We start from the raw sequence: 23,641 nt of genomic DNA on the forward strand, positions 1-23,641 counted from the left end.
TGAGCGGGTGACCAGCACTCCAGACGCGCACCGCTCCGGGTTCGCCTGCTTCGTCGGCCGCCCCAACGCGGGCAAGTCCACCCTGACGAACAGCCTCGTCGGCTCGAAGGTGGCGATCACCTCCAGCAAGCCGCAGACCACCCGGCACGCCATCCGCGGCATCGTGCACCGCGAGGACGCGCAGCTGATCATCGTCGACACCCCGGGGCTGCACCGGCCGCGCACGCTGCTCGGCCAGCGGCTCAACGACCTGGTGTACGAGACCTGGGCCGAGGTGGACGTCGTCGGCTTCTGCGTGCCCGCCGACCAGAAGGTCGGCCCCGGCGATCGCTACATCGCCGAGCAGCTGGCGAAGGTCGCCAAGCGGACACCGGTGCTCGGCGTGGTCACCAAGACCGACCTGGCGACCAAGCAGCAGGTCGCCGAGCAGCTGGTGGCGCTGCAGGAGGTGATGGAGTTCGCCGACCTGGTGCCGGTATCGGCGGTGGACTCCTACCAGATGGACACGCTCAGCGACCTGCTCGTCGGCCACCTGCCGGAGGGGCCGCAGCTGTACCCGGACGGCGATCTCACCGACGAGCCGGAGACGACGCTGATCGCCGAGCTGATCCGGGAAGCGGCGCTGGAAGGCGTGCGCGACGAGCTGCCGCACTCGCTGGCGGTCGGCATCGAGGAGATGAACGAGCGGGAGGATCGCGACGACCTGCTCGACGTGCACGCGATCGTCTACGTGGAGCGGCAGAGCCAGAAGTCGATCGTCATCGGCCGCGGCGGGGAACGGCTGCGCGAGGTGGGTTCCCGCGCGCGCAAGCACATCCAGGCGCTGCTGGGCAGCAAGATCTACCTGGACCTGCACGTCAAGGTCGCCAAGGACTGGCAGCGCGACCCGAAGCAGCTGCGGCGGCTGGGCTTCTGATCGGTGATTCCGCAGGTCGAAGGGTCGGCTCGGGCAGGTCGGGCGATTTGCTCGAACACCCGCGGCTGGAGCACTCGTTCGGGTAGTTTTCCGATCAACCGCCGCGGCGGCTGCCGCGTTTGATCTCTTGACCGAAGGAATTGCAGTGACGAACCCGCATGGCGGTCCGCCGTCCGGTCCGCAGCCCCAACAGCCCTACGGGCAGCAGCCATATCCGCAGTCGGGTCCGCAGCCTCAGCAGTACCCGCAGTCCGGGCCGATGCCGCAGCCGGGTGCGCCCGCGCCTTACGGCCAGGCTCCTTACGGGGCGCCCGGCGGGTACGGGCAGCCGAATCCGGAGAACTACGCCCACTGGGGACAGCGGGCGCTCGGGTTCCTGATCGACTCGTTCGTTCCCGGCTTGATCGTCGGCATCATCAGCGGAGTCCTGCTGACCGTGGGCACCACCGCGGCCATGTCCGGTGACCAGGGCACCGCCATGACCACGCAGATCATCAACATGGTCGTGTCGCTGGCGCTGATCGCGTTCGTCATCTGGAACTCCTGCTACCGCCGCGGCACCACCGGGCAGTCGCTCGGCCAGCAGGTCGCGAAGATCCGGACGCTCAGCGAGCGGACCGGGCAGCCGCTGGGCTTCGGCTACGCCTTCTTGCGTCAGCTGGCCCACTTCCTGGACGGTATCGCCTGCTACGTCGGTTACCTCTGGCCGCTGTGGGACGAGAAGCGGCAGACCTTCGCTGACAAGATCATCGGTTCCGTCGTGGTTCCGGCGCCGGAGACAGGCGGTCCGGCACAGCCGGGTTACCCGCAGGCCGGTTACCAGCAGCCGGGGTATCCGCAGCAGCCCGGCGGCTACCCGCAGCAGGGTGGTTACCCGCAGCAGGGTGGTTACCCGCAGCAGGGCGGCTACCCGCAGCAGGGCGGCTACCCGCAATCCGGCGGTTATCCGCAGCAGGGCGGCTACCCACCGCAGACCGGTGGCCACCCGCAGCAGGGCTACGGACAGCCGCCGCAGCAGTGGTGATCATCGACACGTTGCGCAGGATGCCCCGGACGACCGGCCTGATCGCCGGTGCCGGGGCGTCCGCGCTCGTGCTCGGAACCACCGGGCTGCCGTTGCCCTGCCCGTTGCTCGCGCTGACCGGCTTGGACTGCCCCTTCTGCGGCGGCAGCCGGATGATCGGCGCGCTGTTGCATGGCGACGTGGCGCTGGCCGCGGATTTGAACCTCTTCGCACTCGTCGTGATCCTGCCGTTGGCGGGTGCCGTCCTGATCGCGATGGCCCGGGAAGAACTCGGCCGGGCATCGCGACATTGGCCTGCCGGACGGACCGGCCGAATCCTCACCTGCGCCCTGGCCGGGACGGTTCTCGCGTGGGGTGTCGTGCGGAACCTTCCCGGGTTCGAGGCGCTGCGCGCCTAGCGCGCCGTCACGACCAGAACTCTCGCTGGACTTCGGGGCCGAAATAGCCGGCTGATGCCCCGTAGAGCCCGAGGGCGAGCAACACCCAGAGGACGATGACGACCCAGCCGATGATCACCCCGGCCAACGCCATCCCACGACCCCGCAGCATCGGGTTCCTCTTGTGCTGGCCCAGCGCGACGTGACCCAGGATCACGCCGAGCGGCCCGAGGACGATTCCCAGCGAGCAGACCAGCCCGACCAGCGAGACGACCATCGAGGCGATCGACAGCCCGTTGTTCGAGGGCTGTTGGTGCGGATTCTGCTGGAACCCTTGGGGATGGTTCTGGTACGGGTTCTGCGGGTTGTACGGATTTTGCGGGTCGTACGGGTTCTGCGGGTCGTACGGGTTGGACATGCTTTCCTCTCGCCAGCTCCGGCCGGGCTCGTGCCCCGATGCGCGGGACGGACCTGTTCTTATCAGCCGGTTGCGCGATCACGGGACGGGATCGTTCAAATCGGGTGTTGCACCGGCCCCGCGGCCGGACGCCCGCAGCCGCCGCGTAGCCCAGTAGTGCGACGATTGGGTAGTGAGCCTTTACCGGGATACCGGCGTCGTGCTGCGGGTGCACAAGCTGGGTGAGGCCGACCGGATCATCACCCTGCTCACCCGCCGCAACGGCAAGGTGCGCGCGGTCGCGAAGGGCGTGCGGCGCACGACCTCGCGCTTCGGTGCCCGCGTGGAGCCGTTCTGCCACGTCGACGTGCAGCTGCACACCGGGCGCACGCTGGACGTGATCACGCAGGTGCAGACGCTCGACGCGTTCGGCGTGCACATCGTCGACGACTACCAGCGCTACACCGCGGGCTGCGCGGTGCTGGAGACGGTCGACCGGCTCGCCGCGGAGGAAGGGGAGCCGGTGCTGCGGCTGTACCTGCTGGTCGTAGGCGCGCTGCGGGCGCTGTCCGGCAGGGAACGCGATCCTTCGCTGGTGCTGGACGCGTTCTTGCTGCGCGCCATGTCCTATGCGGGCTGGGCGCCTGCGCTGTCCGAATGCGCCCGCTGCGGCGAGTCCGGGCCGCACTCCGCGTTCAACGTGCAGGGCGGTGGCGCGATGTGCGTGCACTGCCGACCCGCCGGTTCCGCGCGTCCGGCGCAGCAGACGTTGCCGCTGCTGGAGGCGCTGCTGCACGGCGACTGGCCCGCCGCCGAGGAGGCCGCGAACCCGGTGCGGCGCGAAGGCAGCGGCCTCGTCGCGGCCCACCTGCAGTGGCACATGGAGCGGCAGTTGCGCTCGTTGCCGCTGGTGGAGCGCCAGGAGCACGTTCCGGAGCTGATCCGCGAACGAGCCGCCGCGCTGGGCGGGACCGCAGACGTCGCCGATGCGGAAACCGCCGACGGGACCACCGGTTGATCGTGCGCAGCTGGCGTCCGTGCGACGCCCAGGCGGTGCACCGGATCTGCGTCGCCACCGGTGACGCGGGTGAGCCCGCACAGCAGATCCTCCAGGACCCGGATCTGGTCGCTTACGTCTTCGCCGACCCGTACGTGCTGCTGCACCCGGAGCTGGCGTTCGTCGCCGAATCCGGTGGCCGGGTCCTCGGCTACGTCGTGGCGGCATTGCACACCGAGGAGTTCTACGCGCGCTGGCAGCTCGAATGGTCACCGCGCTTCGCCGCCACACATCCCGCGAGCCGCAACATCGACAGCCGCAACGCCGACAGCCAGTTGCGGGCGTTCCTGCACCGGCCGCGACTGATGCTTCCCGCGGATCTGGACCGCTATCCCTCGCACCTGCACATCAACCTGCTCGCGCACGCCCGCGGGCGCGGTGCGGGCAAGCAGCTGCTGCACGCGGTGTTCCACCAGCTCGCGTGGGCCGGTTCGCCCGGTGTGCAGCTCGGAGTGCGCACCAGCAACACCGGTGCGCAGGCGTTCTACCGGCGGACCGGGATGGTGCGGTTGCCTTCGGACGACCGGGTCGAGGTCCGCTACGGGAGACCACTGAACGGGTGACGCGGGCGTCCGGGAGAATGGACGACCGCCGCAGACACGAAGGAGAAGGCACCATGCTGCGACGCCGAGGGCGCGGATCCGACGACCCCAGCGTGAAGCCGCCGGACCCGCACGCCTCCGGGGCGGAGCCGCCGGACCTGCCCGCCGATCTCGTACCCCGGCACATCGCCGTGGTGATGGACGGCAACGGCCGCTGGGCCAACGAGCGCGGGCTGCCGCGCATCGAAGGGCACAAGCAGGGCGAACGGGTGGTGATCGAACTCGCCAAGGGGGCCATCGAGCTCGGCGTGAAGTGGCTGTCGCTGTACGCCTTCTCCACCGAGAACTGGAAGCGCAGCCCGGAAGAGGTGCGGTTCCTGATGGGCTTCAACCGGGACGTGATCGCCCGCCGGGTGGACGAGCTCGACGACCTGGGCGTGCGGGTCCGCTGGTCCGGCCGTAAGCCGAAGCTGTGGCGCAGCGTGGTCAACCAGCTGCAGTCCGCCGAGGAGCGCACCCGCGGCAACGAGGTGCTGAACCTGACCATGTGCGTGAACTATGGTGGCCGGGCCGAGGTCGGCGACGCCGCGCGCGAGATCGCCCGGTTGGCCGCCGCGGGCAAGATCAATCCAGAGAAGGTGGACGAGCGGACCGTGGCCCGGCATCTCTACCAGCCGGAGATGCCCGACGTTGATCTGTTCATCCGGCCGTCCGGGGAGCAGCGCACCTCCAACTTCCTGCTCTGGGAGTCCGCTTACGCCGAGTTGGTGTTCCAAGACACGTTGTTCCCCGATGTGGACCGCCGCCACCTGTGGCGCGCGTGCGAGCAGTACGCGGGCCGGGACCGGCGTTTCGGCGGTGCCATCGACCGTGCTGCGCAGGAGGAGGGCAGCACCGCTACCGCCCAGGAGGGCATCTCATGACCCAGGAGGCCGCCACTACCGCCGAGCTGCTGACCGCGGCCAAGGAGGCGCTGGAGACCTATCACGAGGTGAGCGTCGACGACGACGGCGCGTTGACCTTGCGCCACGGTGACGTGCCGTGCGCGGTGCAGGCCATGCAGCTCGCCGATGGGCTGACGGTGCTCAGCCTGACCTGCGTGGTGGCGTGGGACTTGCCGTTGAGCGAGAAGCTCGCGCAATCGGCGGCGGAGCGGGCCGGACAGGGGTTGTTCGGCACGCTCGGCGTGGTCCGCACCGAGCGCGGCATGGACGTGACCTTGCGCTACGCCTTCCCCGCGGAGGGCATGGAAGCGCAGCCGCTGGGCACGCTGCTGATGCTGGTGGTGTCGACGGCTTCGCAGCTGCGCGGGGAATTGCTCACCGAGGTCGAAGAGGACACCCCGGTGGACTGAGCCGGTCTCCCATCCGCTGAGCTGCGGGAATTCGCCGCGCGCAGCCAGATTCGCCGGATGCGTCCGACACACGCGGGCGTGTCGGCTCGATCAGATTCGGACTCACCGGGTTCAGGGGTGCGTGCGGCCGGATGGGCGAGCTGGACAACGATCTCAGCGCACTCCGAGTGCCCGATGATCGGCCGAACGGGAGGCGCGTGAACTCGATCAAGTGATCATCGGTGCGGCCGGTCGGCGCCAGGTGCGAACGATTATCAGTTCTCGCTGGCACGATGAGCCGGTGACCACGACCTCCCGCTCGGCCGGCCGCGTGCCGGAGCGAGCTCGCCGCCGCATCACCTCGCTGGAGGTGCTCTGCGCCCTGCTGTTGGCGTCCCTGCTGTTCCAGGGGCCGATCAGCGGACTGCTCGATGTGCCGGGGCTGCGCACCGGATCCACCGTGTTCGTCGCGGTGTGCGTGCAGGCATTGCCGTTCCTGGTGCTCGGAGTGCTGATCAGCGGAGCCATCGCGGCGTTCGTGCCGCCGAGCGCCATGCGCAGGCTGTTGCCCGGCAACTCCGCTGCTGCGGTTCCGGTTGCCGGGTTCGCGGGCATCGCGTTGCCCGGCTGCGAATGCGCTTCCGTGCCGGTGGCGCGGCGGTTGATGCAGCAGGGCATCGCACCGGCCGCGGCGCTGGCGTTCCTGCTGGCGGCACCCGCGGTCAATCCGATCGTGCTGGTCTCCACCGCGGTCGCATTCCCCGGCGAGCCGGTGATGGTGCTGGCGCGCTTCCTCGGATCGCTGCTGACCGCCTGCGTGATGGGCTGGTTGTGGTTGCGCGTCGGCAAGGGCGAGTGGATCGCCGAACGAGCTCTGAGGCGCGCCGAGGTCCGCGAGCCGAGCGGTGGGCGGTGGGCGGTGTTCACCGAGACCGCGCGGCACGACCTGGTCGAGGCCGGCGGGTTCCTGGTGCTCGGCGGGCTCACCTCGGCGGTGTTCAACGTGCTGGTGCCCGCGGAGTGGATGCGCTCGCTGGGCGGGCAGCTCGTGCTGGGCGTGCTGGTGATGGCGCTGCTGGCGGTGGTGCTCGCGCTGTGCAGCGAAGCCGACGCGTTCGTGGCGGCCTCGATGGCCGGTTTGCCGCTGCTGCCGAAACTGGTGTTCCTGGTGGTCGGCCCCGCGGTGGACATCAAGCTCATCGCCTTGCAGGCGGGCACGTTCGGGCGCGCGTTCGCCGCGCGCTTCGCGCCTGCCACGTTGCTGGTCGCGATCGCCTGCTCGGTGCTGGTGGGCGCGCTGTTGCTGGGAGGTGCGTGATGCGCAGGGAGACGCAGAACCTGCTGCTGGTGCTGCTCGGCGGCGCGTTGCTGAAAATCGCGTTCACCGGTGTGTACCTGCGCTACGTGAAGCCGTCACTGCTGCCCTGGCTGGTGCTGGCCGGGGTGGTGATGGTGGCGCTGGCGGGCACCGCGATCTGGCGGGACATCCGGGCCGGGGCGGCCGAATCCGCTCCGCCGAGACGGCAATCGAGCAGAGAGTCGACGCCACAGGTCTGCACCCGAACCGCCGACGGCTCGGCCGGATCAGGCGCGGTGGTGCACGCGGACGCGGCCGGTCGTTCCGAGGAGAGCGCGGAGTCCCCGAGCGGGCACGCCGCCGCTTTCGCTGCTGGTGCGACGGCGGAAGGAACAGTCGGCGTCGAGCCCGCTGGTGGTTCTGTCGGCGACCGCGCGGCTGTCGCGGCGGAACCCGGCCACGTGAGCGCCGGCCACGAGCACCGTTCCCGCAGCCCGTGGATGCTGCTGCTACCGGTGCTCGCGATCTTCCTGGTCGGCCCGCCCGCGCTCGGCTCCGATTCGATAGGCCGCGCCGGGCAGCCCGCAGCCGTCCCGCAGCGGCCGAGCGGCACCGGCTCGTTGTTCGGGCCGCTGCCCCCGGGCGAAGCCCCGCTGCTGACCGTCTCGGAATTCCAAACCCGCGTCGTGTGGGACACCAGCGGTTCGCTCGACGACCGGGCCGTTCGCCTGCAGGGGTTCGTGGTGCATCCGGATGACGACCCCGGACGCACCCGGCTGGCCAGAATGCGGATCAGCTGCTGCGCCGCGGACGCCGCACCGGTGCTCGTCGACCTGTCCGGGCCCGCCGCCGCGGCCCTGGCGAACACCCCGGCCGACACCTGGATCGAGGTGACCGGCGCGTTGCGGACCGGCAGCGCGACCGAGGCCAACGGTCAGGTGCCGACCGTCGACATCACCGCAGTGCACGGAATACCGACTCCGCCCAACCCCTACGAGTACTGATCTCCACGGCACGGCGAGGCGCGAACGGAGGTGATCGCGATGCACAGCACGCCGACCTGGTTCAGCGCGGAAGGCGCCGTCGGCCTACCGGATTCACTCGGCCGAAGCGCAGTTCGGGCAGATGCCGATGATCTCCACGGTGTGCCCCACGTCGGTGAAGCCGTGCTCGCGGGCGATCCGCTCCGCCCAGTCCTCCACCGGAGGATCGGAGACCTCGACGGCGCGGCCGCAATGCCTGCACACCAAGTGGTGATGGTGCTCGGTCGAGCACCGGCGGTAGATGGCCTCGCCGGAGTCGGTGCGCAGCACGTCGATCTCCCCGGCGTCGGCCAGCGTCTGCAGCGTGCGGTACACGGTGGTCAGGCCGATGCCCTCGCCCTGCCTGCGCAGCTGCTCGTGCAGGTCCTGCGCGGAGCGGAAGTCGTCGACCTCGCTGAGCAGCCGGGAAACCGCCGCCCGTTGTCTGGTGGCCCGCAGTCCCGGCACACCGGCCGCGGAGCGCTCGCCGATGGTCACGCTGTCTCCGTATCCTGTCGGGTCTCTGGTGGCGGAGGCGTCCTGCGTCCCCGGGGGCGCGCCCCGGAGAGCTCCTCGGCGTGCGTGGCCGCGTCCGCGACGATGTGCGCGAGGTGCTCGTCGACGAGCCGGTACACCACTTCCCGGCCGTGCCGTTGCCCGTACACCACACCCGCCGACTTCAGCACCCGCAGGTGCTGGCTGATCAGCGGCTGCGTGACACCGAGTACGTCGACCAGTTCGTGCACGCAGCGCTCGGCCGTGCGCAACTGCAGCACGATCGCGATTCGCACCGGCGCGGCCAGTGCGCGCAGCAGCTCGCCGGCCTCGACCAGGGTCTGCTGGTCCTCGACCGGCGCGAGCCGGGGAGCTTCCCGCTCCGGGGAGTGGACGTGGTCCTCGGCGTGGTCCGGGTGGCCGGTGTCCGCCGCCGGGGCCGCGTCCGGCGCGGCCGCGCCCTCCGACGTGCACCCGGCCGCGTCGGCTCCGGCCGGTTCGGCGAGGGGGTCCGGGCTGGCGGGCATGACGTCCTTTCCGGCTGGCCCGGGTGGTGCGTCCCGGCCGGCGATCTCCGGCCTGTGGGCGTCCCGGTCCGGGGTGGCCTGGGAACAGCGGTGCTCTCCTTGCGCCATTCTACGGGGCACCGGAAACCCGTCGGCACCTCGCGGGAGGCTGCCGCTGCGGACGGCTGTGCAGGTGCGCGGGCGAGTTCGCGGCCGCGCGCACGAGCACATCGACGGTGCCAGGGTCCGTGGCGAAAGCGCACCGCAACGGCCATCCGGCAGGTTCCCGGACGATGCCCGATCGGGTGGCCTCGTAGATCCGGGTGGGCCCACCGATGCGGCAGGCCGCATCGGTACGCTGGAAAACCCCAGGGCGCCACCGCTGCCCGCGGTGCGGTCGGCGGGAAAGCCGGAGATCACCTTCGCGGCTTCCCGGCCGGACCGGCCGAGGCGGTACCGCTGGGCCCGGGACCCCCGGGCGTTCGACCTGGAACGACCCCCGAAACCCCGCAGCAGACCGTCGAAATCTTCGACCCGAGATTCCGGAGTGACCGTGCCCGCCGACCAGATCGACACGATCGTCAACCTCTGCAAGCGCCGTGGCTTCGTCTTCCCGTCCGGGGAGATCTACGGCGGTACCAGGTCGGCGTGGGACTACGGACCCCTCGGCGTCGAGCTGAAGGACAACATCAAGCGCCAGTGGTGGAAGGCGATGGTGCAGGGCCGCGAGGACGTGGTGGGCCTGGACTCCTCGGTGATCCTGCCGCGCGACGTCTGGGTGGCCTCCGGGCACGTCGGCGCCTTCCACGACCCGCTGGTGGAGTGCACTTCCTGCCACCACCGGTTCCGCGGCGATCACCTGGTCGAGGAATACGCCGAGCGCACCGGCAAGGACATCGCCGAAGGCGACCTGTCCGATGTGCCGTGCCCGAACTGCGGCAACCGCGGCCAGTACACCGAGCCGCGCGAGTTCAACATGATGCTCAAGACCTACCTCGGTCCGGTCGAGAGCGACGAGGGAATGCACTACCTGCGCCCGGAGACGGCGCAGGGCATCTTCGTGAACTTCGCGAACGTGGTGACCACCGCGCGCAAGAAGCCGCCGTTCGGGATCGGCCAGATCGGCAAGTCGTTCCGCAACGAGATCACCCCCGGCAACTTCGTGTTCCGCACCCGCGAGTTCGAGCAGATGGAGATGGAGTACTTCGTCGAACCGGGCGATGACGAGCAGTGGCACCAGTACTGGATCGACACCCGGACGAAGTGGTACACGGACCTCGGCGTCAACCCGGACAACCTGCGCCACTACGAGCATCCCAAGGACAAGCTCTCGCACTACGCCAAGCGCACCGTCGACATCGAGTACCGGTTCCGCTTCGCGGGCAACGAGTGGGGTGAGCTGGAAGGCATCGCGAACCGCACCGACTTCGATCTCACCACGCACTCGAACCACTCCGGCGTGGACCTGTCCTACTTCGACCAGGCCAGCAATTCCCGCTACCGGCCGTACGTGATCGAGCCCGCCGCGGGTGTCGGGCGCCCGATGATGGCGTTCCTGACCGACGCCTACCACGAGGACGAGGCGCCGAACGCCAAGGGCGGCGTGGACAAGCGCGCCGTGCTCAAGCTGGATCGCAGGCTTTCGCCGGTGAAGGCGGCGGTGCTGCCGCTGTCGCGCAATTCCGACCTCTCGCCGAAGGCCCGCGACCTCGCCGCGAAGCTGCGGACGAACTGGAACATCGAGTTCGACGACGCCGGCGCGATCGGCCGCCGGTACCGCAGGCACGACGAGATCGGCACTCCGTTCTGCGTGACGGTCGACTTCGATTCGCTGTCCGACCACGCGGTCACCGTGCGCGAGCGGGACACGATGGCGCAGGAGCGGGTGGCGATGGACAAGCTGGAGGAGTATCTCGCCGTCCGCCTCGTCGGCTGCTGACGCCGCCCACCCGGGGAAGTTCGATGTCTGATGTGCGTGCGGGCCGCTCAGGTCCCGGTCCCGGCCGGGTCCTGCGGCGCGCCTTGTTCGGTGCCGTCCTGGTGGCGTTGCTGGTGCTCATCGGTGCCGGTGTCCGCGTTTGGCAGGTCGCGCGCACGGACGACCGCAGACCGGTCGACATGATCGTGGTGCTGGGCGCCGCCCAATACCACGGCAAGCCGACCCCGGTGCTGCGCGCGCGGCTGGACCAGGCGCTGGAGCTCTACCGGCAGGGCCTCACCGAGCACGTGGTCACGGTCGGCGGCAGGCAGGAAGGCGACGAGTACACCGAGGCGCAGGCCGGTCGGATGTGGCTGGCCGAGCACGGCGTGCCGGATTCGAAGCTCACCGACGTGGAGACCGGCAGCGACACGCTCGGCAGCGTTCGCGCCGTGGCGGGCATCGCCGAGCGCCGCGGCTGGGATTCCACGCTGATCGTCAGCGACCCGTGGCACTCGATGCGAGCCAGGACGATGGCCTCCGATGCCGGGCTGAAGGCTTGGGCCTCGCCCACCAGGAGCGGGCCCATGGTGCAGACCCGCGAGACCCAGTTCCAGTACATCGTGCGGGAGACCGGCGGGTTGCTGTACTACCGGCTCACCCACGCCCCGTCCGATGTGGCGGGCACGCAGCTCGGCTGACTGATCGCGGCTGCTCGTCGGTGCCGCGCACTACGCTGGGCGCGATGAACCCCCTTCCACCCGGCTACGACGAGCACGACGTGGCGCGGCTGCTGCCCGAACCGCCGAAGCGCGCGGCGCTGCCGGGCTCGCGGCCGGAGACCCGAGCACCGTTCGCGCGGGACCGCGCCCGCGTGCTGCACTCCGCGGCGCTGCGTCGACTCGCCGGGAAGACGCAGGTCATGGGTCCGGAGGAAGGCGACGTCCCGCGAACCCGGCTGACCCATTCGCTGGAGGTCGCCCAGATCGGCAGGGGCATCGCCACGACGCTCGGCGCGGACCCGGACCTGGTGGACACCGCAGGGCTCGCGCACGACATCGGGCACCCTCCGTTCGGGCACAACGGCGAACAGGCGCTGAACGCGCTGGCCGAGTCCTGCGGCGGTTTCGAGGGCAACGCGCAGACCTTGCGGATCCTGACCCGCCTGGAGCCGAAGCTGCTCGGGGAGTCGGGGGAGGGCAGCGGTCTGAACCTCACGCGTGCCGTATTGGACGCGGCCACGAAGTACCCGTGGCCGCGACGCCCCGGGATGGTCAAGTTCGGCGTCTACCCGGACGACTTCGACGTGTTCAGCTGGCTGCGGCAGGCTTCGGTCCCGCAGCAGCGCTGCCTGGAAGCGCAGATCATGGACTGGGCCGACGACGTCGCGTACTCGGTGCACGACGTGGAGGACGGCGTGCACTCGGGCCGAATCTCGCTGCGCGAACTGTCCGGCGCGGATGATCGCGCGGAGATCGTGCGGCTGGCCGCGAAGCACTTCTGGCCGGACGGCGACGCCGGTGAGCTGGACGAGGCCGCCGGTGAACTGGCCAGGCTGCCTGCGGTGGCGGCGGTGGCGGACTACGACGCGACGCTGCCCGCGCAGGCCGGGCTGAAGCGGCTGACCAGCGAACTGGTCGGGCGGTTCACCTCGGCCGCGGTGACCGGCACCGTCGAGTCGTTCGGGCCGGGACCGTTGACCCGGTACCAGGCCGAACTCGTGGTGCCGCGGCAGGTGGTTGCCGAGGTTGCGGTGCTCAAGGCGGTGGCGGTGCACTACGTGCTGAGCGATCCGCAGCGGTTGCGGATGCAGGCTCGGCAGCGGGAGCTGCTGGCCGAGCTGGTGCCGGCGCTGGCCGACCGGGCACCGGAGGCGTTGGACCCGGCGTTCGCCCCGGCGTGGCGCGCCGCCGCGGGCGATGCCGCCGGGTTGCGGGTGGTGCTGGATCAGGTGGCTTCGCTGACCGATGCGCAGGCGGTGTCTTGGCATGCACGCCATGTACGCAGCGAAACCAGTCTGGTGTGAAGTACGCCCGAACGGGCGGTATCGACTTGCCAGGTACGGCATACTCTTCACCCGGTGTGTCGGCCGTTCGGGCCCCCCGACCCGAACGGCCGGCTGCTGTGTGTGCGGCGCGGTCCCCCGAACCGTCCCCGTGCCGCAAGGAGATCCCCGATGCCGAACCGGCACTACATCCAGAAGCTCGTCGTCGACGGCGAGCCGTACGTGAATGCCGACGACCTCGCGGACTGGGTGAAGGACCTGCGCTGGCGCAATCCCGAAGCGCGGCGCGCGGCCGAGTACATCGCCCAGGAACTGCGCTTGATGGGTCTGTCCGACATCGAGGAATCCGTGCGGTGAGCACCGGCGGGCCGGACCGCACCCCGAACGGCCCGGCCCGCCGGTTGTGCAGCGGCATGGCCTTGCACCGGCTGAAATGAGATCACCGACCGGAGCGCGCGACCGCGCGGGCCGCGGAAGTGGCAGACTCGGCGTTCCGCAGTGAAGCCGACACGCCGAACGGAGCCGGCCGTGCGCGAACACCTCGATTTCAGCCTGTCCCTGCACCACAGCCTGGCTCCGCCACCGGACCGAGCGTTCTGCTGGTCGCCTTACTCGGTCGCCAGCGCGCTCGGCCTGGTCGCTTCGGCCGCGGGCGGCGAAACCCGCGCTGAGGTGCTCACGGCGTTGCGCGCGGGCGATGAGCCGACCGGCCTGCGGCGGCTGCTGTCCGGGGCGGCCGAACTCACCGCCTCCGGCCCCGGCGAAGATCCGGTGCTGGCGGTCGCGAACACGCTGTGGGCGCACGACGAGCTGCTGGTGCGCGAGTCCTTCCTCGAAACCCTGAAGGAATGGCCGGGCAACGCCGTGCGCACCGCGCCGTTCCGCGTCGATCCCGAGCAGGCCCGGCAGCGGATCAACAGCGACGTCGCCGAGACGACGAGGGATCTGATCCCGGAGCTGCTGGATCCCGGAACCGTCGACGCCGAAACGGTCGCGGCGCTGGTCAACGCGCTGTACTTGAAGGTGGCCTGGCACGAGGCGTTCGACACCCAGGCGACCTCCGAGCAGCCGTTCCACGCCCCGGCAGGGGACCGCGACGTCCCGACCATGACCGCCACCCGCCGCATGAGGTACGCAGCAGCGGACGGCTGGCAGGCGCTGACGCTGCCCGCCGCGGGTGATGTCGAGGCCGTGGTCTTGTTGCCGGACGGTGAGCTCGGCCCGGTCGAGCCGCAGCTGACCGCGGACGCGCTCGATTCGCTCTTGGCCGCGAGCCGGCAACAGCGGGTGGAGCTGCACCTGCCGCGGTTCTCCGTCACCGGCGAGGCCGAGCTCAGCGGCCCGCTGGGTGAGCTGGGGGTGCGCCGGTTGTTCACGCCGGCCGCCGACTTCACCCCGCTCACCGACGAGCCGCTGAAGGTTTCGACGGTCGTGCACCAGGCGGTCTTGCGCGTCGACGAAGCGGGCTTCGAGGGCGCGGCGGCGACCGCGGCGATGATGCGGCTGACCGCGATCGTGCGGGAGGAGGACCCGATCCGGGTCCGGGTGGACCGCCCGTTCCTGTTCCTGGTCCGGCACCGCGAGACCGGCGCGATCTACTTCCTGTCCCGCGTGGTCGACCCGTCCTGAAGCGGCGCTGTCACGTCCGGCCGGGCTGTCCCGTCCCGGTGACGAGTTCCCGCACCGGGCGGGACACCAGCACAGGAGTGCTCATGCCGCGCATCGAACCATTGCCCGCGCAGCGGGCGGGCTGGCTGACCAAGCTGCTGTACCGGGCCGCGAAGTGGCGGTTCGGCGCCGTGCCGGAGCCGCTTGCGGTCGCCGCGCACCACCCGAAGCTGCTGATGTCCATGGGCTGCGCCGAGTTCGCCGTGGACCGGACTGCCCGCAGACTCCCCGCGAACCTGCGGGAGCTGGCGACCTACCGCGCCGCGACCCGGATCGGCTGTTCGTGGTGCGTCGACTTCGGCACGATGGTGCAGCGCAACGAGGGGTTGGACATCGACCGGCTGAAGGAGATCGACGACTACCCGACCTCGCCGAAGTTCACCGCTCGGGAACGAACGGTGCTGGCCTACGCGGACGCGATGACCGACCAGCCGATGCGGGTCACCGACGACCAGGTCGCCGAGCTCGACCGGGAGCTCGGCCACGACGGGCTGGTGGAGCTGACCTACATGATCGCGTTGGAGAACGAGCGCAGCCGGTTCAACCACGCCCTCGGCCTCACCGCGCAGGGATTCACCTCCGGCGAGGCGTGCCGCGTTCCGGTTCCGTGAGCGAGAAGTCGACCCGGCCGAGCTTCTCCGGGTTGACCACGTCGTAGATCTCCGCGATGAGTCCGTCCCGCCAGGCGAAACCGACCACGCGGGGCGCGACGCGGCGAGTACCGGTGCCTTCCGGCTCGCCGGGAGTGATCAGCCCGCGCTCGCCGTTGACCAGCACCGGCCGAGCGCTCGACCACAGCCGGTCGCCGTACTTCGCGGCCAGGCCGAGCGCGAAGCGGGCGATCTTCTCCCCGCCGAGCACGGGCCGCCGCGCGGTCGGTGCTTTGCCGTCGCTGTCGCCGAACAAGGTGGCACGCGGATGCAGCAGCCTGGTGAGTTCGTCGAGATCGCCGCCGGCCACTGCGGCGAGGAAGCGTTCCAGCATCTCCTGCTGCTGCGGTGCCGGTACTCGCGGCGGTGCCTCGGCCATCGCGCGCCGCGCGCGGGAGGCGTGCTGGCGCGCGGTCGGGACCGGGCAGTCCAGCAGCTCGGCGATCTCGGCGAACGGCACGTCGAACCCGTCGTGCAGCACGAACGCCACGCGCTGGTCGGGGCTGAGCTCGTGCAGCACCCGCAGCGCCGCCATCCGCAGCTCGTCCCGATCGACCACGAGCTCCAGCGGATCTCGGGCGTCCACGTCCGTGACCACCGGCTCCGGCAGCCATGGCCCGGCGTAGCGTTCCCGCCGCGCGCTCGCCGAGCGGACCCGGTCCAGGCAGATCCGACCGACCACCGTGCTCAGCCACGGGCCGAGATCGCGGATCTCGGAGCGTTCGGCGTCCAGCCGCAGCCACGCCTCCTGCACCGCGTCCTCGGCGTCGGCGAGCCGCCCGGTCAGCCGGTAGGCGAGCGCGGTCAGCCGGGGACGGTGCTGCTCGAACTCGGCGGCGGTGGTCATGCGAGCGATTGTGCCGCTCGTCGGCGTTTCGTTCGCGGCGCCTAGACTGGACGCGTGGCTGGAAGGATCCGGGAAAGCGACGTCGCCGAGGTACGTGATCGCAACCGGATCGACGACGTCGTCGGTGACTACGTGGCACTGCGCAACGCAGGTGGCGGCGCGTTGAAGGGCCTGTGCCCGTTCCACGACGAGAAGACCCCGTCGTTCAACGTGCGCCCGAGCCACGGCACCTTCCACTGCTTCGGTTGCGGTGAAGGCGGGGACGCCATCGCGTTCCTGATGAAGTCCGAGCACCTCGGCTTCGTCGAGTCGGTCGAGCGGCTGGCCGACCGGGCCGGTGTGGAGCTGCACTACGAAGGCGGCACTCCCGGCGAGAAGCGCGACCGCGGCACGCGGGCGCGGATGGTGGAGGCGCACCGGCTGGCCGCAGAGTTCTACGCCGAACAGCTGCGCTCCCCGGACGCGCTGGCCGCACGGAACTACCTGGCCGAGCGCGGGTTCGACGAGGCGGCGGCGACCAAGTTCGGCTGCGGTTTCGCCCCGGCGGGCTGGGACAAGCTCACCAAGCACCTCATCGGCAAGGGGTTCCAGCTCGACGAGCTCTACAAGTGCGGGCTGGCCAAGGAGGGCAGGCGCGGGCCGCTGGACCGGTTCCACCGCCGCCTGCTGTGGCCGCTGAAGGACCTGGCCGGGGACGTGGTCGGGTTCGGCGCCCGGCGCATCTTCGACGACGACCCGATCGAGGCCAAGTACGTCAACACCTCGGCGACGCCGATCTTCAACAAGTCGCAGGTGCTGTTCGGCATCGAGCACGCCAAGCGGGAGATCGCCAAGCGGCACCAGGCGGTCGTGGTGGAGGGCTACACCGACGTGATGGCGATGCACCTGGCCGGGGTGCCGACCGCGATCGCCTCCTGCGGAACGGCTTTCGGCGACGATCACATCGCGGTGCTGCGGCGGCTGATGATGGACGACAACGCTTTCCGCGGTGAGGTCATCTTCACCTTCGACGGCGACGAGGCCGGGCAGAAGGCGGCGCTGAAGGCGTTCGACGGTGAGCAGCAGTTCGCCACCCAGACCTATGTGGCGATCACCCCGGATGGCCAGGACCCGTGCGAACTCCGGCAGCACAGCGGCGACACCGCGGTGCGGGACCTGGTGGCGCGCCGGAAACCGCTGTTCGAGTTCGCCATCCGCAGCCTGCTGGGCGAGTACGACCTGGATTCGGTCGACGGCCGGGTGGAAGCGCTGAAGCGAACGGTCCCGCTGGTCGCGCAGATCAAGGACGTGGAGCGCCGTGACGGCTACGCGGTCCAGTTGGCCGGCTGGACCGGCTGGAACGACGAGAACCAGGTCGTGCGTCGCGTCCGGGAGTCGGCAGGTGCGCCGGTCAAGAAGCCGCGCCGCCGGTCCCCGCGCAATCCGGACCAGGATTCGCTGGGCATGGACGTGGAACTGCCGCAACGTCCGAGCCGGGACGACCCGCGCTGGTGCCAGCGGGAGACCTTGAAGCTGGCGCTGCAGGTGCCGGCGCTGGCCGGGCCGGTTTACGACTCGCTGCCGGGGGAGGCGTTCACCGAGGACGCCTACGGCAAGCTGCACCAGGCGATCGTGGCCGCGGGCGGCACGATGTCCGGGCTATCCGGTGCTTTGCTGGTCGACGCGGTCGGCAAGGAGTGCTCGGACGAGGTGACCCGGCGGCTGCTGACGACCTTGGCGGTGGAGACCCCGGACACCAAGTCCGAGGAGGACCCGCGGTACGCGACGGCGGTGATCGCCCGCCTGCAGGAGATCATGGTCGGCAGGCAGATCGCGGACATCAAGTCGCGGGTGCAGCGCACTTCGCCCACCGAGAGCCCGGACGAGTACAACTCGCTGTTCGGCGACATGCTGGCGCTGGAGCAATACCGGCAGTCGTTGCTGAAGCAGGCGATGGGTGCGTTGTGATCTCCTGGCTTCGCCGGTTCGCCGCCCGCCTGTCGGGAACGGCCGAGGTGCCCGCGGACTTCGCGGGCCGGCTCACCGAGGACGAGGTGGTGCTGGCCGTGGCGCACGCGCCGGAAGGGCCGCTGGTGGCCACGCACTTGGGGCTGTGGTTGCCGGAGGGCCGTCGCGTGGGTTGGCACCTGCTGAGCAAGGCGACGTGGAACGAAGGCGCACTCGCGCTGGTCGAAGCCGAGGAGTCCGGTGCCGCGGGCGCGGCCGTGCTGCTGCGCGATCTGCCGCCGCGACGGTTGCGCCTCACCGCTGCGGGCCGGTTGCCGGAGGTCGTGCACTCCCGCATCACCGGTTCCATCCGCAACACCCAGCACCGCGACCTGCCGGTCGGCGGCGCGCGCTTCGTGCAGCGCAAAGTGCCGGGCCGGGACGGCGTCGTGCTGCAGGTCCGCGCCGATCCGGGCACCGACGAGCAGCAGCTGGCATCGCTCGCGGCCGAGGTCGCGGAGCGGTTGCGCGGCGGTGGACGCAGCTAGCAGTACGGCCGTACTGTGAATGTCGTGTGGGATCCCGACAAGTACCTGTCGTTCCGAGCGCACCGTGACCGCCCGGCGCACGACCTGCTCGCCCGCGTTCCGGAACGCAGCGCGCGCCGAGTGGTCGACCTCGGCTGCGGTGCCGGGAACTTGACCTCGCTGCTCACCGCTCGCTGGCCGGACGCTGCCGTGGAGGCGACCGACTCGTCCCCGGAGATGGTCGAGGCCGCCCGTGCGCGCGGCGTCGACGCGCAGGTGGAGGACGTGCGGGACTGGAAGCCGAGCCCGGACACCGACGTCGTGCTGTGCAACGCGGTGTTGCAGTGGGTGCCGGAGCATCCCGAGCTGCTGCGGAGCTGGCTGCCCGAGCTGCCGCAGGGCGCGAGCTTCGCGTTCCAGGTCCCCGGCAACTTCGACTCCCCGTCCTACGCGGCGATCCGCGAGCTGGTCGCGCAGCCGCAGTGGGCCGCCGAAGGACTGCTGCGCGCCGACTCGGTGCTGGGTCCGCAGGGCTACGCCGAGCTGATCGCAGACCTCGGACTGGGCGTGGACGCCTGGGAGACGACCTACGTGCAGCGCCTCGAGGGCCCGGACCCGGTCCTGGAGTGGCTCAGCGGCACGGCCCTGCGTCCCGTGCGGGCGAGCCTCGACGAGCAGGGATGGGCGGAGTTCCGCGCCGAACTCGGCGCACGCCTGCGAGCCGCCTACCCGCGGCGCTCGGATGGCACGACGTGGTTCCCGTTCCGCCGCGTGTTCGCCGTCGCGCATCGCCTGTGACCTGAGCGGATGCCGGTGGGGAGGGGGGTGTGAGACCTCCCCGCCGGATGCGCTAAAGTAGACGACGTCAGCGCAACGGGGCTGGCGCCCAAATAGATATTCCTCCGTAGCTCAATGGCAGAGCATTCGGCTGTTAACCGAAAGGTTACTGGTTCGAGTCCAGTCGGAGGAGCACAGCGCAAAGGGGCACCGTTCCGGTGCCCCTTTTTGCAGATCCGCAAACCTCGTTCCACCTCTTCGGGCGAACAGGTGTCGAGGCGATCAGAGTCGGGTAACGATCCTGGTCGGCCGCGCGATCTGATTCGTGCAGCGACGCGACGTCCCGCGCTGTACGAAGGCTTCCGTGCAGGTCACGGCCGGTTTCCGTGATCATGATCGGGCGGCCGACCGGCCTCGGCCGGTGAGCCGGATCGATTCACGGTGCGTTAGAACCAACGAGACTCCCATTGCCCTACGTCCTCGGGGCAGTGGTGCACGCAAACGGGGACGAAAACCAGGACGGGGGAAGTCAGGATGTCTGCTCCAGGGATCGGCAAGGACCACTTCGCGCTGCCCGACATGGCCACGCTGAACCAGCTGCCGAAGCCGGTCAAAGCACTGGTCTATCTGGTCATGCTCTCGGTGCTGACCGTGGCCGCGGTCAGCGCGCTGCTCGCAGCGATCGTGATCATCGGACAGCTGACCGGCGCTTTCGACGTCACCGCCTTCATGTGACAACGCCGCGAACCGGGCCGGCACCCCGCGGGGTGCCGGCCCTTACTGCGTCCGGCCCCCGACCGTTTCGCCTGGTCGTGCAAGCAACCCGCTGCGCCACCCACCGCCACCCCTCGCTACGATCACGCTGGGGAGCGTTTCATCACGCCATCGGGGGCAGTAGCTCAGCAGGTTAGAGCAGCGGACTCATAATCCGTCAGCCGTGGGTTCAAGTCCCACCTGCCCCACCGCATGACCTGCGTCGACACTGAAGCCGAGATCGAATCGCCGCGCTCCGGTGCGAGACCGGGTGCGAGTAGTTCCCCGAACCTGCCTGCACGCCCTCAGCGGCGGCCGCGTGGTTCGAGGTGCGCGCCTGCGGATGCACGAACGCCCCGCGGTCCCGCCGGCCGTTGGGCCAGTCGGGAAAGCGGGGCGCGAGACGAGTGTGTGCAGCCCGGGTTCAGATGACGCCGAGGTCCAGCATCGTGTCGGCGACCTTGGTGAAGCCGGCGATGTTGGCGCCGAGGACGTAGTTGCCGGGGGCGTCGAAGGTTTCCGCGGTTTCCTGGCAGGCGTGGTGGATGTCGGCCATGATCTCGGACAGCCGCGTGTCGGTGTACTCGAAATGCCAGGAGTCGCGGGAAGCGTTCTGCTGCATTTCCAGGCCCGAGGTGGCGACACCGCCGGCGTTGGCGGCCTTGCCGGGTCCGAACGCGATACCGGCGTCCTGGAAGACCTTGATGCCCTCCGGCGTGGTCGGCATGTTCGCGCCTTCGCCGACCCCGACGACGCCGTTTCGCACCAGCGTCGTGGCCGCGTCGCCGCCGAGTTCGTTCTGCGTAGCGCACGGCAGCGCAATTGCGCACGGCACGTCCCAGATCGAACCGCCGTCCACGTACTCGGCGCGGGACTGCCGGTCGGCGTACTCCTTGATGCGGTCCGAGCGGATCTCCTTGATGTCCCGGATCAGTTCCAGGTCGATGCCGGACTCGTCGACGACGTAACCGGCGGAGTCGGACATCGCGACCACGGTGCCGCCGAGTTCGTGCACCTTCTTCGCCGCGTAGATGGCGACGTTGCCGGAGCCGGACACCACGACCCGGTTGCCGTCGAACCCGCTGCCGCGGGCGCGCAGCATCTCCTGCACGAAGTACACCGTGCCGTAGCCGGTGGCCTCGGTGCGCACCTGCGAGCCGCCCCAGTTGAGGCCCTTGCCGGTGAGCGCCCCGGACTCGTAGCGGTTCGTGATGCGCTTGTACTGGCCGAACAGGTAGCCGATCTCGCGGCGGCCGACGCCGATGTCCCCGGCGGGCACGTCGGTGTACTCACCGAGGTGCCGGTGCAGCTCGGTCATGAACGACTGGCAGAACCGCATGACCTCGGCGTCCGACTTGCCCTTCGGGTCGAAGTCCGAACCGCCCTTGCCGCCGCCGAGCGGCAGGCCGGTGAGCGCGTTCTTGAAGATCTGCTCGAAACCGAGGAACTTGACGACGCCGAGATCCACCGACGGGTGGAACCGCAGCCCGCCCTTGTACGGGCCGAGCGCCGAGTTGAACTCCACCCGGAAACCGCGGTTGACGCGCACCTCGCCCGAGTCGTCCTGCCACGGCACCCGGAAGATCAGCTGCCGTTCCGGCTCGCACAACCGTTCGAGCACTCGGGCGTCCAAGTAGTCCTGGTGCCGCTTCAGCGCTGGTTCCAGCGATTCCAGCACCTCGTGCACCGCCTGGCTGAACTCCGGCTGGTGGCCGTCGCGGTCCTGAATGGAGCCGAAGATCTCGGCGGTCAGGCGCAGGCCGTTCACGTCAGGGCTGGTCACTGTTCGCACCTCCGTCGGTGAGTGCGCGCACGCGTCGTTGCAGAACGCTCGTACTGTTGAGCGTTCGCCATCCTTTCACTCCTGGTGAGGCGCTGGCCAGTCGCCCGGGTCGGAGCTGCTCGCGACACTGCGACAAGATCATTATCATGAATATAATCAAAATCCTTGACCTGCCGTGTGGTCGCGGTCACGCTTGCTCCCGTCAACGGCGACGAAGGAGTCCGAATGAAGACCGAAGGAGCCCTGCTCTGGGAACCGGGCACCCGATCCGGCTGGAGCGTCGAGGAGATCGAGCTCGACCCGCCGAAGGAACGGGAAGTGCTGGTCAAGCTGGCCGCCTCCGGAATCTGCCACAGTGACGACCACCTCGACACCGGCGACCTGCCGCTGGACTGGAAGCCGATCCTCGGCGGGCACGAAGGCGCGGGCGTGGTGCAGGAGGTCGGGCCCGGCGTCACCGAACTCGAAGTCGGCGACCACGTCGTGCTGTCCTTCCTGCCGTCCTGCGGGCACTGCGACATGTGCGTCAAAGGCAAGGCGAACATGTGCGCGCTCGGCGCCGGAGTGCTCGCCGGTTACGCGCCGGACGGCACCAAACGCGTCCACGCGCGCGGGCAAGGCGTCGGGGCGATGTCGTACCTGGGCACCTTCAGCCCCTACGTCGTGGCTCCGCTGGACGCCGCGGTGCGCATCGACGAGGACATCCCGCTGGACAAGGCGGCGCTGATCGGTTGCGGCGTGCCGACCGGCTGGGGTTCCTCGGTGTACGCCGCGGAGATCGAACTCGGCGACACGGTCGTCGTCTTCGGCGTCGGCGGAGTCGGCATGAACGCGGTGCAGGGCGCGGTGCACCGCGGCGCGAAGAACATCGTCGCCGTCGACCCGGTCTCCTACAAGCGCGACCAGGCCGCACTGTTCGGAGCCACGCACACCGCCGCCGACGCGGCCGAAGCCACCTCGATCGTCGAAGGCCTGACCAACGGGCAGATGGCCGACCGGGTGATCGTCACCGTGGGGGTTTGCTACTCGGACGTGCTCGCGCCCGCGGAAGTGCTGACCAAACGCGGTGGCGTGCTGGTGCTGACCTCCGCCGCCCCGGTCGCCCAGACCAGTACCGAGATCAACCTGTTCACCCTCGCGATGTCCGGCAAGCGGTTGCAGGGCTCGCTCTACGGCACGACCAACGCGCGCACGGACATCCCGCTGATCGCCGACATGTACCGCAACGGGCGGTTCAAGCTCGACGAGCTGATCACCCGCACCTACGACCTGCACGACATCAACCGCGCGTTCGCGGACATGCGGGAAGGCAAGAACATCCGCGGCGTGATCATGTTCGATTGATCCGCCGGCGCCGAGGGAAGGAGTCCGGATGGGGATCGAAGACGGTGCGCAGGTCGTGCGCCGCTACCTCGACGCGGTCGGGGAGCTGGACCACGAAGCCCTCACCGCCACGTTCCATCCGCAAGTCGTCATGCTCCTGCCGTTCGCCCCGGAGGGCATTCCGCAGGAGATCTCCGGCAAGGACGCGGTGTCCGAGGCCATGAGCGGGATGTTCTCGCTCGTGACGCCGCTGAACTTCCGGGACTACCGGATCACCAGGCTGGAGGGGGAGCCGACCTACCTCGCGACCTACACCAGCGACTCCACGATCAGGTCGACCGGGCTGCCGTACCGGAACAACTACATCTCGTGGTTCACCGTGCAGGACGGCCTGATCTCGCGCTTCGCCGAGTACTTCGACCCGATGGTCTTCGCCAAGGCCATGGGCGCCACGGTGCAGATGCCCGGTTGAGCGCGCGGCGCATTTTCCGGGAAGCC

General features: G+C 69.9%; 26 protein-coding genes, 2 tRNA genes and 1 pseudogene. 24 read left to right on the top strand and 5 right to left on the bottom strand.

All coding sequences use genetic code 11. From position 1 onward, the window contains the following. The first annotated feature begins 7 nt into the window (after positions 1–7). The 3 genes from era to V1457_RS14450 all read left to right on the top strand — a co-directional run bounded on the left by era (position 8) and on the right by V1457_RS14450 (position 2,338). On the top strand, positions 8–916 hold the full coding sequence (era, locus tag V1457_RS14440; protein ID WP_338604435.1) for a GTPase Era: 909 nt from the start codon (positions 8–10) through the stop codon (positions 914–916). 145 nt (positions 917–1,061) lie between these two features. Then, entirely contained in the window at positions 1,062–1,940 is an 879-nt protein-coding gene (locus V1457_RS14445; RefSeq protein WP_338604439.1) for an RDD family protein, read from the top strand. 20 nt (positions 1,941–1,960) lie between these two features. After that, positions 1,961–2,338, top strand: coding sequence for a DUF2752 domain-containing protein (locus V1457_RS14450; RefSeq protein ID WP_338604442.1), 378 nt, complete (start codon positions 1,961–1,963; stop codon positions 2,336–2,338). Positions 2,339–2,345: 7 nt separating this feature from the next. Here V1457_RS14450 and V1457_RS14455 read toward each other — a convergent pair whose 3' ends face one another. Continuing rightward, a complete protein-coding gene (locus V1457_RS14455) occupies positions 2,346–2,735 on the bottom strand; it encodes a DUF4190 domain-containing protein (protein WP_295144608.1) in 390 nt (129 codons plus the stop codon). 172 nt (positions 2,736–2,907) lie between these two features. On the opposite strand from V1457_RS14455, the gene recO reads away from it, so the two are divergent. From recO to V1457_RS14490, 7 genes and pseudogenes are all read left to right on the top strand, one after another. After that, a complete protein-coding gene (gene recO / locus V1457_RS14460; RefSeq protein ID WP_295144611.1) occupies positions 2,908–3,732 on the top strand; it encodes a DNA repair protein RecO in 825 nt (274 codons plus the stop codon). A gap of 2 nt (positions 3,733–3,734) precedes the next feature. Then, entirely contained in the window at positions 3,735–4,334 is a 600-nt protein-coding gene (locus V1457_RS14465; protein ID WP_295144614.1) for a GNAT family N-acetyltransferase, read from the top strand. Between the two features lie 53 nt (positions 4,335–4,387). After that, the gene (locus tag V1457_RS14470) at positions 4,388–5,236 is read left to right on the top strand and encodes an isoprenyl transferase (RefSeq protein WP_200070980.1); all 849 of its coding nucleotides are present in this window, start codon (positions 4,388–4,390) and stop codon (positions 5,234–5,236) included. Then, entirely contained in the window at positions 5,233–5,667 is a 435-nt protein-coding gene (locus tag V1457_RS14475; protein ID WP_200070981.1) for a hypothetical protein, read from the top strand. Before V1457_RS14470 ends, V1457_RS14475 begins: the two co-directional genes overlap by 4 nt. Positions 5,668–5,947: 280 nt before the next feature. Beyond that, positions 5,948–6,964, top strand: coding sequence for a permease (locus V1457_RS14480; protein WP_200070982.1), 1,017 nt, complete (start codon positions 5,948–5,950; stop codon positions 6,962–6,964). Then, a pseudogene (locus V1457_RS14485) lies at positions 6,964–7,146 on the top strand (TIGR03943 family protein); the annotation flags it as partial. The gene V1457_RS14480 and the pseudogene V1457_RS14485, both read left to right, overlap by 1 nt. A 96-nt stretch (positions 7,147–7,242) precedes the next feature. Continuing rightward, positions 7,243–7,947 carry a TIGR03943 family putative permease subunit gene (locus V1457_RS14490; RefSeq protein ID WP_407074785.1) on the top strand — a complete coding sequence of 235 codons (705 nt, stop codon included), beginning with the start codon at positions 7,243–7,245 and terminating at the stop codon, positions 7,945–7,947. A gap of 93 nt (positions 7,948–8,040) precedes the next feature. Here the strand turns inward: V1457_RS14490 and V1457_RS14495 are convergent, their stop codons facing one another. Together V1457_RS14495 and V1457_RS14500 are read right to left on the bottom strand one after the other, a co-directional pair. After that, the gene (locus V1457_RS14495; protein ID WP_200070984.1) at positions 8,041–8,463 is read right to left on the bottom strand and encodes a Fur family transcriptional regulator; all 423 of its coding nucleotides are present in this window, start codon (positions 8,461–8,463) and stop codon (positions 8,041–8,043) included. Beyond that, positions 8,460–8,987: a metalloregulator ArsR/SmtB family transcription factor gene (locus tag V1457_RS14500; protein WP_338604450.1), complete on the bottom strand. Its 528-nt coding sequence runs from the start codon at positions 8,985–8,987 to the stop codon at positions 8,460–8,462. The genes V1457_RS14495 and V1457_RS14500 overlap by 4 nt, the downstream gene beginning before the upstream one ends. Positions 8,988–9,519: 532 nt before the next feature. Between V1457_RS14500 and V1457_RS14505 the strand changes: the two genes are divergently transcribed. The 6 genes from V1457_RS14505 (at position 9,520) to V1457_RS14530 (ending at position 15,168) form a co-directional block, all read left to right on the top strand. Then, complete coding sequence (locus V1457_RS14505; RefSeq protein WP_200070985.1) at positions 9,520–10,905, top strand: glycine--tRNA ligase; 1,386 nt, start codon at positions 9,520–9,522, stop codon at positions 10,903–10,905. A gap of 23 nt (positions 10,906–10,928) precedes the next feature. Continuing rightward, the gene (locus V1457_RS14510; RefSeq protein WP_200070986.1) at positions 10,929–11,585 is read left to right on the top strand and encodes a YdcF family protein; all 657 of its coding nucleotides are present in this window, start codon (positions 10,929–10,931) and stop codon (positions 11,583–11,585) included. Between the two features lie 44 nt (positions 11,586–11,629). Then, positions 11,630–12,910, top strand: a complete 1,281-nt coding sequence (locus V1457_RS14515; protein WP_338604454.1) for a deoxyguanosinetriphosphate triphosphohydrolase — start codon at positions 11,630–11,632, stop codon at positions 12,908–12,910. Positions 12,911–13,060: 150 nt separating this feature from the next. Continuing rightward, the gene (locus tag V1457_RS14520) at positions 13,061–13,246 is read left to right on the top strand and encodes a hypothetical protein (RefSeq protein ID WP_200070988.1); all 186 of its coding nucleotides are present in this window, start codon (positions 13,061–13,063) and stop codon (positions 13,244–13,246) included. Between the two features lie 171 nt (positions 13,247–13,417). Then, positions 13,418–14,518, top strand: a complete 1,101-nt coding sequence (locus V1457_RS14525; protein WP_295139850.1) for a serpin family protein — start codon at positions 13,418–13,420, stop codon at positions 14,516–14,518. A gap of 83 nt (positions 14,519–14,601) precedes the next feature. After that, the gene (locus V1457_RS14530; protein ID WP_200070990.1) at positions 14,602–15,168 is read left to right on the top strand and encodes a carboxymuconolactone decarboxylase family protein; all 567 of its coding nucleotides are present in this window, start codon (positions 14,602–14,604) and stop codon (positions 15,166–15,168) included. Here V1457_RS14530 and V1457_RS14535 read toward each other — a convergent pair. Beyond that, positions 15,131–16,054 (bottom strand): sigma-70 family RNA polymerase sigma factor, encoded by a 924-nt coding sequence (locus V1457_RS14535; RefSeq protein WP_200070991.1) that lies wholly within the window; start codon positions 16,052–16,054, stop codon positions 15,131–15,133. The genes V1457_RS14530 and V1457_RS14535 overlap by 38 nt on opposite strands. A gap of 54 nt (positions 16,055–16,108) precedes the next feature. Here V1457_RS14535 and dnaG point away from each other — a divergent pair, with 54 nt between their 5' ends. From dnaG to V1457_RS14565, 6 genes are all read left to right on the top strand, one after another. After that, positions 16,109–18,001: a DNA primase gene (gene dnaG, locus V1457_RS14540; RefSeq protein ID WP_338604460.1), complete on the top strand. Its 1,893-nt coding sequence runs from the start codon at positions 16,109–16,111 to the stop codon at positions 17,999–18,001. After that, complete coding sequence (locus V1457_RS14545; protein ID WP_338604462.1) at positions 17,998–18,528, top strand: hypothetical protein; 531 nt, start codon at positions 17,998–18,000, stop codon at positions 18,526–18,528. Before dnaG ends, V1457_RS14545 begins: the two co-directional genes overlap by 4 nt. Before the next feature lie 24 nt (positions 18,529–18,552). Continuing rightward, a complete protein-coding gene (locus V1457_RS14550) occupies positions 18,553–19,305 on the top strand; it encodes a trans-aconitate 2-methyltransferase (RefSeq protein WP_338604465.1) in 753 nt (250 codons plus the stop codon). Positions 19,306–19,405: 100 nt separating this feature from the next. Further along, a tRNA-Asn gene (locus V1457_RS14555) sits at positions 19,406–19,477 on the top strand. Positions 19,478–19,818: 341 nt separating this feature from the next. Next, positions 19,819–20,019 carry a hypothetical protein gene (locus V1457_RS14560; RefSeq protein WP_200070995.1) on the top strand — a complete coding sequence of 67 codons (201 nt, stop codon included), beginning with the start codon at positions 19,819–19,821 and terminating at the stop codon, positions 20,017–20,019. Positions 20,020–20,172: 153 nt separating this feature from the next. Then, positions 20,173–20,246, top strand: a tRNA-Ile gene (locus tag V1457_RS14565). 215 nt (positions 20,247–20,461) lie between these two features. Here the strand turns inward: V1457_RS14565 and gdhA are convergent. Next, positions 20,462–21,820 (bottom strand): NADP-specific glutamate dehydrogenase, encoded by a 1,359-nt coding sequence (gene gdhA / locus V1457_RS14570; RefSeq protein ID WP_374220947.1) that lies wholly within the window; start codon positions 21,818–21,820, stop codon positions 20,462–20,464. Between the two features lie 225 nt (positions 21,821–22,045). Here gdhA and V1457_RS14575 point away from each other — a divergent pair, with 225 nt between their 5' ends. After that, the gene (locus tag V1457_RS14575) at positions 22,046–23,164 is read left to right on the top strand and encodes an NDMA-dependent alcohol dehydrogenase (RefSeq protein ID WP_200071013.1); all 1,119 of its coding nucleotides are present in this window, start codon (positions 22,046–22,048) and stop codon (positions 23,162–23,164) included. Between the two features lie 28 nt (positions 23,165–23,192). Further along, complete coding sequence (locus V1457_RS14580; protein ID WP_200071014.1) at positions 23,193–23,615, top strand: nuclear transport factor 2 family protein; 423 nt, start codon at positions 23,193–23,195, stop codon at positions 23,613–23,615. The last annotated feature ends 26 nt before the right edge of the window (positions 23,616–23,641 follow it).

The sequence above is a fragment of the Saccharopolyspora sp. SCSIO 74807 genome (assembly GCF_037023755.1).
Classification (GTDB): domain Bacteria; phylum Actinomycetota; class Actinomycetes; order Mycobacteriales; family Pseudonocardiaceae; genus Saccharopolyspora_C; species Saccharopolyspora_C galaxeae.

Coding starts and splice junctions, on each gene's coding strand:
- V1457_RS14520 (WP_200070988.1), top strand. CDS start 13,061: ATGCCGAACCGGCACTACATCCAGAAGCTCGTCGTCGACGGCGAGCCG.
- V1457_RS14575 (WP_200071013.1), top strand. CDS start 22,046: ATGAAGACCGAAGGAGCCCTGCTCTGGGAACCGGGCACCCGATCCGGC.
- V1457_RS14535 (WP_200070991.1), bottom strand. CDS start 16,054: ATGACCACCGCCGCCGAGTTCGAGCAGCACCGTCCCCGGCTGACCGCG.
- V1457_RS14560 (WP_200070995.1), top strand. CDS start 19,819: ATGTCTGCTCCAGGGATCGGCAAGGACCACTTCGCGCTGCCCGACATG.
- V1457_RS14530 (WP_200070990.1), top strand. CDS start 14,602: ATGCCGCGCATCGAACCATTGCCCGCGCAGCGGGCGGGCTGGCTGACC.
- V1457_RS14510 (WP_200070986.1), top strand. CDS start 10,929: ATGTCTGATGTGCGTGCGGGCCGCTCAGGTCCCGGTCCCGGCCGGGTC.
- V1457_RS14455 (WP_295144608.1), bottom strand. CDS start 2,735: ATGTCCAACCCGTACGACCCGCAGAACCCGTACGACCCGCAAAATCCG.
- V1457_RS14470 (WP_200070980.1), top strand. CDS start 4,388: ATGCTGCGACGCCGAGGGCGCGGATCCGACGACCCCAGCGTGAAGCCG.
- V1457_RS14475 (WP_200070981.1), top strand. CDS start 5,233: ATGACCCAGGAGGCCGCCACTACCGCCGAGCTGCTGACCGCGGCCAAG.
- V1457_RS14450 (WP_338604442.1), top strand. CDS start 1,961: ATGCCCCGGACGACCGGCCTGATCGCCGGTGCCGGGGCGTCCGCGCTC.
- V1457_RS14580 (WP_200071014.1), top strand. CDS start 23,193: ATGGGGATCGAAGACGGTGCGCAGGTCGTGCGCCGCTACCTCGACGCG.
- V1457_RS14515 (WP_338604454.1), top strand. CDS start 11,630: ATGAACCCCCTTCCACCCGGCTACGACGAGCACGACGTGGCGCGGCTG.
- V1457_RS14500 (WP_338604450.1), bottom strand. CDS start 8,987: ATGCCCGCCAGCCCGGACCCCCTCGCCGAACCGGCCGGAGCCGACGCG.